Consider the following 14,570-nt stretch of genomic DNA (forward strand, 5'->3'; position numbering starts at 1 on the left):
ATATAAAAAACAAAATATTGCTATAATCCTCTATTTTCGTTCACACTACTAAGTTATAGTATACTTACTAAAAGAAATCTTAATTAAAGGTAGGATTAAAATGAATAAAAAACGGAAAATTGGGATTGGCTTTAAAATTACTAGTGGTTATATTATTTTAATTTTATGTTTAGTTGTTTCTGCAGTTGTGTTAAATAATCAAATAACCAGTTTACAGCAAGAGCGCAATGCTATTATTAAGTATGATTCCTCAATGCGTGTAATGTCGAATAATTTAGAACGTAAAATTGTTAACCTGGAGTCTTCGTTACATCGTTATTTAATTACAAATAATGAAAAGTATTTAGATAAGTATAATGATGAAGTCGCTACTTGGGAAGCAAATTATGAGGAACTGAATAATCTTGTAAATAATTACTCTACAGGCGAAAACCAGCTTGCTCCTATTTATAATAGTATAAACAATTGGGTAAACAATATTGGACAGCCTATATTAAATGCAATCATACGTGAAGACAGTGATCAGATAAATACGTTGTTCAACGGCGAACTAAGCAGTGTTGCAATAAGTGAAGTTCAGCAGAATTTTACTGCATTCCGTACTACCGAGACTGAAAATATTCAGCAACATGTATCCCTACTAAATGACCGAAATGCCGATTTAACATATGGCCTTTTTGCGATTCTGTCTTTAATTGCGATAATCACGATTGTCATCTTTACAATGATTTCCCGAAATATTGCGGGATCAATCGATGAAGTAACTGAAGCCATTGAAGATATGAACAAAACAGACGGCAAAAATCGTAAGCGTATTGTGGCGAAAACAAATGACGAAGTGCGGGATCTGGTCGATGCGACGAATATGCTCCTGGCTACAATGGAAAACCGTCAATGGTTCCAAAGAAATTTAGCTGAAATTGTGACTGCCTATCAAGGCGTACATTCGCTTGATGAGCTGGGGGAAGTATTGCTCAATTCTTTAACTACCCGAACACAGTCAGTTTATGGTGCTTTTTATATTCAGGATGTCCGCAATACTAACCAGTTCAACAAAATTGCGGCTTTTGCCGAGACAGGTGATGATGTTGGACGTCAAAGCTTTATGGTCGGACAAGGCTTCGTCGGTCAAAGTGTAAAGGAAAAACGTGTACTAAGCTATGAAAATAAAGAAAATAGCTTCCATTACCTTGAAACAGCGTTAGGAAATATACCGATTTCAAATGGAATTATTGTTCCTGTATTTTTCGGGAATGACGTTATCGCAGTATTGGAACTAGCCTCTTTAAAGAAATATAATGAGCATCACCGCGCTTTAATTAAAGAAGTTGTCGTGCATCTAGGCGTGACGATTAACAGCATAATCGGACGTATGGAAGTGATTCGCCTTTTAAATGAGTCACAGGCAATGACGGAAGAATTACAAGTTCAATCAGAAGAGCTTCAAACGCAATCAGAAGAGTTAAAAATGCAAACTGAAGAACTTACGACAATCAATGAACGACTTGAAGAACGTACGCGTGATGCAGAGACAAAAACACACGCATTAGAAAAAGCGCAGATCGAGCTGAAAGAAAGTGCTGAGCAGTTGCGCCAAAGCTCAAATTATAAATCCGAGTTTTTAGCGAATATGTCACATGAGCTGCGTACTCCACTCAATAGTATTTTAATATTATCCGAGATGCTGGCGGAAAATCATGATAACCGTTTATCCGACGATGATTTAGAGTATGCCAAGGTCATTCATGATTCCGGTGAAGATTTATTAAACCTGATTAACGACATTTTAGATTTATCTAAAGTGGAAGCAGGCAAAATGGATTTATGGTTTAGAGAAATGGATGTATATGAAATTCCGCAGCATGTCCATAATTTATTCTCACCAATTGCCAAACAAAAAGACCTTGATTTAAATGTGGATGTCGCTCAAAACATGGTAGAAATTTTCCATACTGATGTAAAACGCTTCCACCAAATTTTGAACAATTTATTATCAAATGCATTGAAGTTTACGGAGCAAGGTTCAGTTAATGTAAAAGTTGAACTCGCACAGGTAACACCTACAATGAAACAAATAAGTGATACATGGCTATCCATAAGCGTGACGGATACTGGTATTGGTATCCCTAAAGACAAGCAGCAACTTGTCTTTGAGTCATTCCAGCAAGCCGATGGAGCGACCGTTCGTAAATATGGCGGTACAGGGCTAGGATTATCAATTTGCCGTGAAGTCGTTAAGCTTTTAGGCGGATGGATTACATTACGAAGTACAGAAGGGGAAGGCAGTACATTTACAGTTTGTTTACCAAGCCTGCCGGACGGAAATATTTCAACACTTATTTCCGAACAGGAAGTTGCATTTACAGATGCGTCTCCTGCCCTTCCAGTCCCAGTAACGCCTCCAAAAACTATATTTGACGAAAAGCATATTTTAATAGTCGATGACGATTATCGAAATATTTATGCTTTGCGCCAGGCTTTGGAACAAAAAGGTGTTCACGTACTGGAAGCTACAAACGGCTTAGAGTGCTTGAATATTTTACAAACGGCTACTCGCGTTGATGCCGTGCTAATGGATATTATGATGCCTGAAATGGATGGCTACGAAACGATGCAACGTATTCGTTATGATTTGCAGTTAACAGAGCTGCCGATTATTGCATTAACAGCAAAAGCGATGAAACAGGACCGTGACCGTGCATTTGAAGTCGGAGCATCAGATTATATAAGCAAACCTTTAAATTTAGATCAACTATTTTCTGTATTAACAGTATGGTTAACAAGTAGGGAACGTTTAAAAAATGGATAAGAAAAAGTTAGAAGTTAGTTTGTTATTAGAGGCACTGTACTCATTATCGGGTTTCGATTTCCGACAATATAATCAGCAATCCATATTACGACGAATCGAACATCGGATGCGAATAAATAATATTCCAACCATATCCCGTTTAACAGAGTCAATCATTTATAATGAAGAGCTTTTAAATATGTTGCTGAATGATTTTTCAATTAATGTTACCGAGATGTTCAGAGATCCTTCTTTCTTTAGAGCACTTCGAGAAAATATCATTCCTCAATTACAAAAGCTTGAAAAAATACGTATTTGGCATGCTGGTTGTGCAACGGGTGAAGAAGTGTATTCAATGGCTATTTTACTCCAGGAAGAGGGGCTGCTTGATCGTACAGTGATGTATGCGACTGATATGAATGAAAGTGTCCTGAAAAAAGCACAGCAAGGGGCCTTCCCCCTTCAAAAAATGCAGGCTTACACGAAAAATTATATTTTATCTGGTGGAACAGAAGGTTTTTCCCAATATTATAAAACCGATAATAGCTACGCTTCGTTCCACCCGTATTTACGGGAAAATATAATGTTTGCCCAGCATAATCTAGTAACAGATCAATCATTCCAGGAATTTGATGTTATTATTTGCCGTAATGTGCTTATTTATTTCTCACCAGAGCTTCAGCATGATGTGCACCGCTTATTTTATGACAGCTTAGCACACAATGGCTTTTTAGGGTTAGGTGATAAGGAAACATTGCAATTCACACCACTGGCACCTAAATATCGTACAATTAGTGCATCAGAACGGATTTACCAAAAAAAATTATAAAAACGAAAAAAAATCAATTTTCTCACTGAGAGAAAATTGATTTTTTTGTTTAACTTTGGGTTATATAAGCTAATTTGTTACTACACCAACAGTTGACTTAGAACTACTAGAAATCTCATTACCGTTTGCCTGCAACAGTAATACACACATATCATCCGGCTGGTCTTGCTGTAATTCTCTTTCCAATAAGTAATCAATTGGCGGTACTTCTGTTGACCATGGACTACTTGCAATTTTACGCAGTTCTTGATCAGAAGCAATTTCACAATCACCCATTGCCTCTAAAACACCATCTGTATACAGTACAACTTGAATAGATGAATTAAAGTGTATAACTTTTTTCTCAATTTTAATATCTTCTACAAAGCCTACAGCATAACTTGTATGGGTGATTGGCTCAGTTTTTTCCCCATCTATGAGTGCATAGCCAGTTGGATGGCCAGCATTGACATATTCCATCGTTTTTTCTTTCGTATCGATAATAAAATACACACCTGTAAAATAGTAAAGCAAGTTTTCTTTTTCATTTTGCAACAGGGTCATATAGCGATTAAGCTCGGCGATAACAAGCTCTGGTTCGGTAAGTTTTTTAATCGCTTCCCGCAATACAGAGGAAATGTACATGCAAACTAGGGATGCAGAAACACCGTGCCCCATCATATCTAAGAGCATCACTGCATATCGATTTTCATCGAGCTTATCCCAATAATATAAGTCCCCTGCCAAATTCGAAGACGGTAAATAGGAGGCCGTAATTGCAATGTTCGACTTTTGGACTGGCGGACTCAACAAACTTTGTTGGACACGTGCGGCTAAATTGAGCTCCATCTGAATTACTTTTTCCTGATTTGTATGCCAATCAAGTTCTGATTTCAAACGTTTGCCAACACGAATACGAGCTAACAGTTCCACTCGATTTATTGGCTTCGTTATATAATCAATGCCTCCTACATCTAATGCTTCCGATAATTTTGCTTTATCCTCAAGCGCAGTTATAAAAATAACCTGTATATCTTTCCATTGCGGATTTTGTTTTAAAATACGACATGCTTCAATGCCATCCATTTCCGGCATCATGACATCCAATAAAATGACGTTGATTTCGTTACATTTAGGTGCATTGGATGGATCTAAGTAGTCAAACATTTCTTTTGCAGAATGTACTGAGACATATTTTTCATAACCATCGCTTTTCAGAATCTTTTCAATAACGAACTGATTCACTCGATTGTCATCTACAATAAGAATAGTCATTCCAACACCTTCTCTCTGTTTATACTTCCTTTACACTCTATAATTATACCGAAGTATACAATTAAAGAAAAATTTACACGCTTATTTAGCAACTTTTATAATAGGAAGTTAATAGCAATCTCTTCTTACCACACTAACTTAATTAATACTTCATTTCAATGAATTCACCTTGTTGTTTCGTACATATCTATTGCATTATGAGCAAGGCACATATTATGATGGGCATACTATTTAAAGAAAAGGATACGATTTTAATGAAAGAAATTTTACTTATACTGTTACTGCAACTGCTTTATGTTCCTTTATTTACACTGCGCACAATTTTTTTGGTGAAAAATATTACAATGCTCGCATCACTTATCGGTATTGTTGAAATGCTTATTTACGTATTCGGTCTTTCACTTGTCTTCAGTGGTGATCAGGGCTTCCTTGCAATGCTCGTTTATGCGGTCGGATTTGGTCTTGGGATTATTATCGGAACGCGCATTGAGCAAAAGCTTGCGATTGGCTATATATACGTAACGATTAATACGCAAAATCGTAACGAAGATCTTATTAAAGTAATTCGTGACGAAGGGTTTGCGTTGACGACCTATGTTGGTGAGGGTCGCGACAGCCAACGTTATAAATATGAAATTTTAACGAAACGAAATCGCGAAAAAGAACTGTTTATGCTCGTACAGCATCATGAACCATCGGCATTTATTATTTCCTATGAGCCAAAATCATTTAAAGGTGGCTTTTTAGTAAAGCGCATGAAGCAACATAAAAAGCATAAATAGTAGCCCAAAAACGACCGATATTAGATGGAGTTTCCATCTTTATCGGCCGTTTTTATTTTTGTTTACTTCGTAATTGTAGTTTGTGACTTCACTTTATTTAGCTCTTGCCCAAGGTACTTTGCAAGCTGCAGCATTGCATATTTACCCTCTTTTGCTTCAGCATCTGAATTATAGTTTGTATTCGTATTTACATCATATGTGAAGATTTCTCCATTTGCATTACGGATAAATTCAATACCAGCTACGTCAATTCCACTATTTTTAAGGAATGCTGCATAATTTTCAAGTAGCTTAGTTTCATTATTTTCAACAATTTCAAACTTCGCACGTTGCTCTTTAGGCTCCTCGCCTACCGGGCAAAAAAGGTCGCCGATTTGACAAGCATCAGCTGGACAAAGCTCAAACCCTTCAGACGTATCAACCTGTACAGAATAGAAGTATTGTCCTCCAATAAATTCAACACGTGTAATATAGGACTCCGGTGATTCGATGTATTCCTGAATCAGAACAATTCCATCAACTGGCTCCTCATAATCCGGCTTTGCTAAATGCTCCTCCAATGCTGCGATTGAGTAAAATAGCTGTACCCCCAACCCTTTTCCTGCACGGTTATGCTTCGTAATAAAGGGAACGATATTTAGCGCTTTCGCTGCTTCAATAATTTGCTCTTTTCCAACTGCCGCAATCGTTTTAGGTGTTTTTACCCCATGCTTTTCTAGTGCTGTATATTGCTTTACTTTACTTAACTCCAATCGAAGCGCATTACTGCCGTTTAAAACCGTTCTTCCATGGAACTCTAGCCAATCTAATACTGCACCTGTCAATTCTGGTGCATAACGGTGATCACGTGTATGGGATGACGCACTCATTCGATTGTAAAACACACCTTCTGGAGGTGCCTCTGATAGATTGACAATCCCCTCATCTAAATGCCACGTTTCATATGGTAAATTTAATTCTTCCAGTCGCGTAACTAAATGACGTGTCCAATCATCATTTTCATGGATAACATAAATCTTTGCCATCTTTCATTCCTCCGATTTTTAAATCTATTTTTTTGACGATTCTATTAATATCATACATTATTCAGATAAAAAAAGTATGAATTATCACTCGGATTCAAAATCATTCAAAAAGTCTTGGATGCAGGCATTAAAATAAAGCAGTTCAACTTTACTTATCGTAAAATTTGAACTGCTTCTAATCGTATTTCTATTATTTCACATATTCCGCAACTTTATTTCGTCCTGCCTGTTTTGCTCCTATATAAAGGGCACGATCAGCATTTCTCAATAGCCCTATCATTTCGTCCGTATCTTCCGGAACATTTGATACGCCAATACTTACTGTAATATGGATTTTCTCTTCCTGATGTGTTTCAGTCAAATCAGATTCAATTAAAAACGGTTTAATTTCGATTTTTTGGCGTATTTTTTCACCCAACTCGGCTGCTTCGGATTTATTCATATGAGGAATGAGCATTACAAACTCTTCACCACCATACCGCGCTAAGATTGCCCCTTCAGGAACAAAGCTTTCCAATATTTTCGCAAATTCCTTTAGGACAATATTTCCTGCATGATGGCCGTACGTATCATTGATTCTTTTGAAATGGTCAATATCCATCATTAATAAGGAAAACTGCAAATGCGGATTAGCTAAAATACGATCCTGCTCTACAGCCAACATCCTATCAACATAGCGATAATTATAAAGACCCGTCAATGCACATGTCTCACTACGCTCTACAGCTGCACTTATATACTTTGCCTTTTCCAGCGAGACAGCAAAATACGTCGATAACAAATGAACGATATCCATTTGATACTTTTCAAATGCGTTTTTCTTACGTGCTGTTAAAAGGACTACCCCTTCAGTACGCTGATTTCGATGAATTGGAACAATCATAATACTGTTCATATCATATGTTAAAAAATCAGGTGCCTTGTTCATCCACTCTTTTGTATTGCCATATACACCTTTTTCTTCGGATTGAAAGTACTCACTAATAAATGAGTTCTGTATCGAATCCGAATCTGTATGGACTTCCCTATCTTGTCTATCAATTCTTGCACGGAGAATTACATATTTCCCATTAATATGATCGACAATATAGATTGCATCATGCGGGAAAAGCTGGCTCACCCTATGAATAAATAAATCCACAATTTGCTGGGCACTTAATCGGTCAGCAAGCTCATGACCAAATGCACTCGCTTTACTAAGGGAATAATTCACCCGTTCTGAAATATTGTACATCTTAACGACAAATGTAATGACAAAGAAAGGAACCCCTAACAGGAAAATTGCAGGTATGCCTAATTCATTAATCATAATTACTAATGTTATGGAAAACGGTAATGTAATAAGAATACTGCTGTAATCCCACATTGTATGCTCACTAAATAACTTTTCCTTAATTCCTATTAATCGATCACGTAAAAATAAGATTAAGTGATTTGCAAACAAATGGATAAGTGCAAATAGTGACCCATACAGTAGCAAATGCCCTAAATTTGAGTTTCCTATTTCAAAGCCCAGTAAATGGACAACTCCGGCAGCTAAAAACGATGATATTACAAACATCCAAGAAATGAACAAAACACGAGTAACCATATCTGGACGATTTCTCATTTGATAAATAATCGGTATAAGACTAAATTGAACAATAATCATTTCTGCACCGATACCATATAGAAGAAAGGCAGTTAACGTCACCCATTGCGATAGGACAATTGTCGTATCGCCTACTTGAAATGGAATCGCTGTAGTAATAATGCCAAATATCAGTAAATACACAAAAATTTCCAGGTCAATTGGTTGACTAGGAAAGTAAAAATATAAAGCGCCCATGATAGGCACCCCTGTAATAACCCAAAGCAATAATGTATTGCGTTTCGTTTGATAAGTAAATTCCATCTTCCTCTAAGTCAACTCCTTTTTACTGAAATGTCTGATAATAATAGTATACAACGTTTTTTTAATTATGTATCATGCTTTAGTTCCCAATTAAATATTTCCTTTTCCCTACATTTCAAAAACTAAACAGGTAAAAAGTACCTATTTTGTTATTTTTGGGCTGTATACTTAATTAGTTTGCCAACAAACTCACTGATAAAACCGCGCATTAATCACCAAATTTAAAGTGAATAGTACGCGGCGTTGTGCAGTTCTGTTTATTTTTTTCTTTTTTCTCATTTTCATCAATATGTTTCATGATGTGCTTATAACGGCTTACCTCTCGCTTCGAAATACGAAGGGTCTCGTTTTTATAGTTATCTAAATAAACTATCTATTAAAAAATCTAATAAATAGCATTAAACTCCTAACACTTCAACCGAAGATATATATGTATTTATTACTATAAAAATATGGGGGACAATAAAAATATGACAATCGGAAAAAAATTATTTACAATCTTTAGTATCATTATTTTGATACTAGTAGTACTCTCCACTTTTTCTATCGGTAAAATGACAGAAATAGATGAAGACTATTCTTTTGTAATAGAAGATCGAGTTTACAGAGTAATGGAGTTATCGACAATTCAAAATGCTACATCTTTGCAGGGACTATATATAAATGCTTATATTTTACGCAAGGATGCATCCGTTTTAGAAAATCTGAATTCCCAAATAGAAATAATAAACGAAAAAATCAGTGACCTTGAAGCTCTGTCTAACACGGCTGATGTACAAGAAAAATTAGCTAAATTAAAAGAGCAACAAGCTTTATATGATGAATATGTATATGAAGTAATTCGTTATGTGGACAACAACGACCTGGATAAAGCTTATAACATGTTATTTGAGTTCGCCGTACCAACAAACGTTGAAATTCAGGAAACGATCGATGAATTTGTTGCTAGTCAAAAGGCACTAATGGATACTACAAATACTAAAACAACTGAAACTGCAAAGATGAGTAAAACTGTAGTAATCACTCTGTCAGTTATCGGTAATTTGATTGCCATTACTTTAGCAATTTTTATTACACTAAGTATTACACGTCCATTACGCAAGTTGACAGACGCTGCAAATGTAATTGCAAGCGGAGATTTACGCGAGCAAGATATTAAAGTCAACACAAAGGATGAAATAAACCAACTTGCTGCTGCCTTTAATACGATGAAAGCCAACCTGTCTAACTTAATCAGCAACGTTTCACTAAATGTATCAAGTGCAACCGCGGCCACAGAACAACTTGCAAGCAGTACCGATGAGGTGACAACCGCTTCAAATGATATTGCAAAACGTGTGGAAGCAGTCGCTTTAGGCAGTGCACAAGCTGCAGCTATTGGAAATGACTGTGCTGTTGCAATGGATGAAACGGCACAAGGAGTAAGTCGAATCGCCGAGGCCGCTCAATTACTAAATTCTCAGGCGATAGATATGCAAACTATTGCAGGAGAAGGCGGGCAAACATTGCAAACAGCAGAACAGCAAATGTCTGTTATTCAGCAGTCGTCCCATGATACAAAAGAAAAAATTAAACAGCTTAGTAAACAGTCTGCCGAAATCGAAAACATTACAAAAGTTATTACCGATATTACAGACCAGACGAATTTGCTCGCTTTAAATGCTGCCATTGAAGCTGCGCGTGCAGGTGAACACGGTAAAGGATTTGCGGTTGTTGCTGATGAAGTACGTAAATTAGCAGAGCAATCGAAAAACTCTGCTGCACAAATTGCCGGCTTAACAACTGCGATTCAAAAAGATACAAAAGAAGTAGAAGAAAGCGTAAGCACAACGGCACAAAATGTCGATCAAGGTGTAAGCTATTTAAAAAATGCGCAAGTATCGTTCAATAATATTGTCGGTGCTATCACAGAAATGACTGCCCAAATCCAGGAAGTATCTGCTACCTCCGAGGAAATTTCTGCAAGTACCGAGGAAGTTGCCGCATCTGTTGCCGAAATGGCCCATGCCTCTAACAATGCTGCAGATGAAATAAGTGTTGTTACCGCTTCGGTGGAAGAACAGACTGCTACCATGCAGGAAATTAACGATGTAGCGAAATCAGTAAGTGAAGGCGCTCTAGAAATACAAGAGCAAGTAAACCAATTTAAAATTTAATAGTATAATCAAAAACGCAAAAGCATTTATAAGCTTTTGCGTTTTTTGATTATTGTTTTTTGCCAGCTGACTTCGTAATTTCCAGCCAAATTTCTAGCATTATACGATTAAAATATGATTCAATAAAAGAACAAACGTTTCATTTGGGAGGGGAAGATTATGCAAATTGAACGAGTGCACATAAGAATTTTTATTACTTGCTCGATTGTAAGCTTCGCCAAGCAGGAAGCATTAGTTGCCAGCTATCCAAAAGAGGCTATTGATGAATTAGAAAAGCACGGCTATATCGCTCGCTCTTTGTATGGTCATTATTACAATACGAAGCTTGCTGCCCAATATTTAAGAACCTTTATGACGAGTTACAGTCCACGCTTGAAGGTAGCGGACATGGTGCATATGTTGGAGCAAGCGACTGAGTATGTCGTAGTAGATATTGAAACAACCGGTGGCTCTGCTGCGCGGGGGGATAAAATTGTAGAAATTGCTGCATTAAAAGTACGTAACGGGGAAACAATTGACCTTTTTCACCGCTTTGTGAATCCTGAAAAGCCGATCAAAAATTCGCATATTCACGGAATAACAAATGAACGTGTGAAAAATGAACAAACAATCACTCCTGTTATTCACAGCTTTAAGAATTTTTTAGGCGATTTGCCGATTGTTAGCCATCATATTGGTTTTGATTGGTATAGCTTTTTGGCGCTTGAGCTATTTCGAAATGGCATACGCCCTATAAATAAAGCTGCATGCACAGTGTTGCTGGCACGCAAATATTTAAACAGTCCTAAAAATAACTTAAATGTAATAGCCGACACATACAATATTCCACTCCTGAAGCATCATACTGCAGACGCCGATGCCATTTGTGCAAATGAAATTTTGCAGCTTATTATGAAAAAAGCGAATTAACTTTCGGAACTTTTGCTCTGTTCCATTTGTTAATTCGCTTTTATTTTATATAGTTTCTACTTCTGCCTCTTCAAACATCGTACTTTTAATATGATTTGCGGAAATATAGCCAAATACCGTTGTTGGTCCAAGTGTTGAGCCTGGACCTGGATACACTTTGCCCATAACGGATGCCGAGCAGTTGCCTGTCGCGTACAATCCCGTAATCGGTTTCCCGTCACGTAAAGCCTGACCATGCTCGTCTGCCACGATGCCACCTTTTGTCCCAAGATCACCCGGGTATACTTTCACTGCATAGAAAGGTGGCTTATTAATATGTCCGAGGTTCGGATTGGTATATGCAGGGTCCCCGTAATAATTATCGTACGCTGAATCGCCACGCTTATAGTCCTCATCCTTACCATTGTCGACAAATGTGTTGAAGCGGTCGATCGTTTTCCGTAGCCCTTCCACATCAATGCCACAAATTTTTGCCAAATCCTCAATGGAATCCGCACGCTTTAGCCATCCTGAATTCAATAATTTTTTCGGTACCATGCGCGGCATCATCGAACCGAATAAATAACGGTTCCGATGGCGGCTTTCCATAATCATCCATGAAGGAATCGCCTTCTTTGCCTTTTCCTGCTGATCGAGCATCGCACGTCCTGCATCGACATACGATTCCGCCTCGTTGAAATATCGATTGCCCTCCTGATCGACGATAATCGTATGTGGCAACGAACGTTCATATACTAAAAAGCTCGGTGAACCGTCATCATTGATTGCAGTCGGTCCCCACCATGCCTCGTCTAAAAGTGCTGTATCTAAATTGTGCTTTTGCGCAATGAGGAGCATGTCGCCTTGATTTCCAATACTTGCCGAAGACCATTCGGAGCCGATATTATGATATTTACGCCGTAGTTCTTCATTACGCTCAAAGCCACCACCTGCTAATATGACTGCCTTTGTTTCAATGAAATGTGGTACATCATCTTGTTCTATTTCGACTCCTATAATTTCGTCATTTTCGATAATTAAATCCTTTAATGGAGCTGACAGTCGAATCGTTACACCTTGCAGTAATGCCATTTTAATGAGACGTGATACGAGCCCTTGTCCGATTGATGTTGCGTGTTTACCTTGTAATTTATATTTTATGCCGCTAAATAGCATCCCTGATACATTTGTGAAATCCTTCATACTCGTAAAAGTCCGCGGCACTGAATAAACACGGCCTGAGTATAGTGGGAAGGGCATTTCCATTAATCCTTTTCTTAGTAGTGATTCATATTCCCCTAATTCTCTTAAGTCGAAAACATCCCCTTCAATTGAGCGACCTATTTTACCGCCAGGACGTTCTGGATAATAGTCTGGGTAGAGTGGTGCAGCAATCCATTGCATTCCTAAATTCTCCAAGAAACTGACCATTTTGGAGCCGTTTTTGATGTAGGCAACTTTCCGTTCGTGTGTTGAGGCGGGTCCCTTATCCTCAATCACGTCTTCCATATACGTTAAAGCCTCTTCCTCACTATCCTGTAAGCCAGCCTTTTTTGATACATGGTTGTTCGGAATCCACAGTCCCCCTCCTGATAAGGCAGATGAACCTCCGAATACATCCGATTTCTCTACTAGCAATACTTTCTGACCATTATAGGCAGCCGTTATTGCTGCAACTAACCCTCCAGCTCCACTCCCTACAACTACAACATCCCACTTTTCTTGCCATTCCATAAATCCCCTCCATTATTTTGTAGTGTCCGTTACGTCCTTGTATTTGAATGTTTATTCTAATTTATTCTTGGGATTTCTATAAAAGTAGCGATTTACTTAAATTATTTAGCTTGTTATGAGGATGATTTTATTAGAACAGTTATGGGGGATATTAGAAGATTCCGATGTGATATTAGAACATTCGGGTAGATTATTTGAACATTTCAGGGCTTATTAGAAGATCCAGTCACTATATTAGAAATTCTTTTTACATACGTAAAAAGACTGTATAGTATCAAAACCATACAGTCTCATTTCCTTTATTTCATATACTTTTCAACTAATTCATAACTTCTTTCTTTAGTTAACTGTGCTTGTACGCTAGCATATTCCAAATTTTTCATTGAACCGCCTTCATATTTTGATGCTACTTCTGCTGCTTTTTCATCACGAGATGTTAACCAGTTTTTCTGTTCTGCTCTTAGTTTATCCATGTCGTTAGGTGAAAGTTGCTTTTCTAGTTCTTTATAGATTTCATTCATTAGTGTATCCCATCGCTCGAATACTTCTACCTGGGATTCTGTTAACTCAATTTGGGTACCATTTTCAAATACTTGGTCGAATTCTTTTATCCCACTTTCTACATCCGCTATTTTAGCAAGATATCTTTCCTTCATGCTAGCAGAATTTTGTTCGGCGTTCTCTTTAATACTATTATTAATTTCCATTTCTGCTTCTACAATCATTTTTTCTAACTCCGCTTTCAAACTGCTATCCAATGAGGCATTTTTCAGCATTGGATGCGCCTTTTCCAAAACACCATCCCAATCTGCATTGTCTCTCGCATCCTTTACTTCTTTAAATTCCTGAAGCTGTGCATACAGAGTCTTTGTATCTTCATCCAATAATTCTGATTTTTCCTCTATTAAAGTTAACGCTTTTTCATACTCTTTATTTTCCATTGCTTCTATTACACGGTCTTTTAACGGCTCTTCTGTTTCATTACTGCAGCCTACTAAAAGGAGACAAGCAGCTAAAATGCTTAATGTCGTTTTTCTCATCCTGTTTCCTTCTCTCTTTTTTAGTTGATCTTTGAAGGTAATTTCGGTAAAGCATTATTTCCATAACCACCTTAAATTGGAACCATTATATCATAGAACCTATTTTTCTTTAAAAGCCGAAGCGTCAACTAGGGCTAATATGATTAGCCACATGCAAATTAAACTCCACTTTAAGGTACA

The 14,570-nt window shown here is 37.4% G+C and carries 10 protein-coding genes; 5 read left to right on the forward strand and 5 right to left on the reverse strand.

The genetic code is table 11. The features are described from left to right. Window positions 1-100: 100 nt before the first annotated feature. Both SNE38_RS00580 and SNE38_RS00585 read left to right on the forward strand, forming a co-directional pair. Window positions 101-2,809 (forward strand): ATP-binding protein, encoded by a 2,709-nt coding sequence (locus SNE38_RS00580; protein ID WP_336045637.1) that lies wholly within the window; start codon window positions 101-103, stop codon window positions 2,807-2,809. After that, window positions 2,802-3,617, forward strand: coding sequence for a CheR family methyltransferase (locus SNE38_RS00585; RefSeq protein WP_191703766.1), 816 nt, complete (start codon window positions 2,802-2,804; stop codon window positions 3,615-3,617). Before SNE38_RS00580 ends, SNE38_RS00585 begins: the two co-directional genes overlap by 8 nt. Before the next feature lie 69 nt (window positions 3,618-3,686). Here SNE38_RS00585 and SNE38_RS00590 read toward each other — a convergent pair whose 3' ends face one another. Next, complete coding sequence (locus tag SNE38_RS00590) at window positions 3,687-4,871, reverse strand: fused response regulator/phosphatase (protein ID WP_336045638.1); 1,185 nt, start codon at window positions 4,869-4,871, stop codon at window positions 3,687-3,689. Window positions 4,872-5,125: 254 nt separating this feature from the next. Here SNE38_RS00590 and SNE38_RS00595 point away from each other — a divergent pair, with 254 nt between their 5' ends. Further along, window positions 5,126-5,653, forward strand: coding sequence for a DUF2179 domain-containing protein (locus SNE38_RS00595; RefSeq protein WP_336045791.1), 528 nt, complete (start codon window positions 5,126-5,128; stop codon window positions 5,651-5,653). A gap of 62 nt (window positions 5,654-5,715) precedes the next feature. Here the strand turns inward: SNE38_RS00595 and SNE38_RS00600 are convergent, their stop codons facing one another. Next, window positions 5,716-6,678, reverse strand: a complete 963-nt coding sequence (locus tag SNE38_RS00600; RefSeq protein ID WP_191703763.1) for an ATP-grasp domain-containing protein — start codon at window positions 6,676-6,678, stop codon at window positions 5,716-5,718. Window positions 6,679-6,868: 190 nt separating this feature from the next. Beyond that, entirely contained in the window at window positions 6,869-8,572 is a 1,704-nt protein-coding gene (locus tag SNE38_RS00605; RefSeq protein WP_191703762.1) for a sensor domain-containing diguanylate cyclase, read from the reverse strand. Between the two features lie 470 nt (window positions 8,573-9,042). On the opposite strand from SNE38_RS00605, the gene SNE38_RS00610 reads away from it, so the two are divergent. Further along, window positions 9,043-10,728 (forward strand): methyl-accepting chemotaxis protein, encoded by a 1,686-nt coding sequence (locus tag SNE38_RS00610; RefSeq protein WP_191703761.1) that lies wholly within the window; start codon window positions 9,043-9,045, stop codon window positions 10,726-10,728. Window positions 10,729-10,887: 159 nt separating this feature from the next. Beyond that, window positions 10,888-11,637 (forward strand): 3'-5' exonuclease, encoded by a 750-nt coding sequence (locus SNE38_RS00615; RefSeq protein WP_336045639.1) that lies wholly within the window; start codon window positions 10,888-10,890, stop codon window positions 11,635-11,637. A 45-nt stretch (window positions 11,638-11,682) separates the two neighbouring features. Here SNE38_RS00615 and SNE38_RS00620 read toward each other — a convergent pair whose 3' ends face one another. Together SNE38_RS00620 and SNE38_RS00625 are read right to left on the reverse strand one after the other, a co-directional pair. Beyond that, the gene (locus SNE38_RS00620; RefSeq protein WP_336045640.1) at window positions 11,683-13,350 is read right to left on the reverse strand and encodes an FAD-dependent oxidoreductase; all 1,668 of its coding nucleotides are present in this window, start codon (window positions 13,348-13,350) and stop codon (window positions 11,683-11,685) included. A 299-nt stretch (window positions 13,351-13,649) separates the two neighbouring features. After that, on the reverse strand, window positions 13,650-14,390 hold the full coding sequence (locus tag SNE38_RS00625; protein ID WP_336045641.1) for a lysozyme inhibitor LprI family protein: 741 nt from the start codon (window positions 14,388-14,390) through the stop codon (window positions 13,650-13,652). Between the last annotated feature and the right edge of the window lie 180 nt (window positions 14,391-14,570).

This window comes from Solibacillus ferritrahens (assembly GCF_037027585.1).
Taxonomy (GTDB): Bacteria; Bacillota; Bacilli; order Bacillales_A; family Planococcaceae; genus Solibacillus; species Solibacillus ferritrahens.

Coding starts and splice junctions, on each gene's coding strand:
- SNE38_RS00580 (WP_336045637.1), top strand. CDS start 101: ATGAATAAAAAACGGAAAATTGGGATTGGCTTTAAAATTACTAGTGGT.
- SNE38_RS00585 (WP_191703766.1), top strand. CDS start 2,802: ATGGATAAGAAAAAGTTAGAAGTTAGTTTGTTATTAGAGGCACTGTAC.
- SNE38_RS00590 (WP_336045638.1), bottom strand. CDS start 4,871: ATGACTATTCTTATTGTAGATGACAATCGAGTGAATCAGTTCGTTATT.
- SNE38_RS00595 (WP_336045791.1), top strand. CDS start 5,126: ATGAAAGAAATTTTACTTATACTGTTACTGCAACTGCTTTATGTTCCT.
- SNE38_RS00600 (WP_191703763.1), bottom strand. CDS start 6,678: ATGGCAAAGATTTATGTTATCCATGAAAATGATGATTGGACACGTCAT.
- SNE38_RS00605 (WP_191703762.1), bottom strand. CDS start 8,572: ATGGAATTTACTTATCAAACGAAACGCAATACATTATTGCTTTGGGTT.
- SNE38_RS00610 (WP_191703761.1), top strand. CDS start 9,043: ATGACAATCGGAAAAAAATTATTTACAATCTTTAGTATCATTATTTTG.
- SNE38_RS00615 (WP_336045639.1), top strand. CDS start 10,888: ATGCAAATTGAACGAGTGCACATAAGAATTTTTATTACTTGCTCGATT.
- SNE38_RS00620 (WP_336045640.1), bottom strand. CDS start 13,350: ATGGAATGGCAAGAAAAGTGGGATGTTGTAGTTGTAGGGAGTGGAGCT.
- SNE38_RS00625 (WP_336045641.1), bottom strand. CDS start 14,390: ATGAGAAAAACGACATTAAGCATTTTAGCTGCTTGTCTCCTTTTAGTA.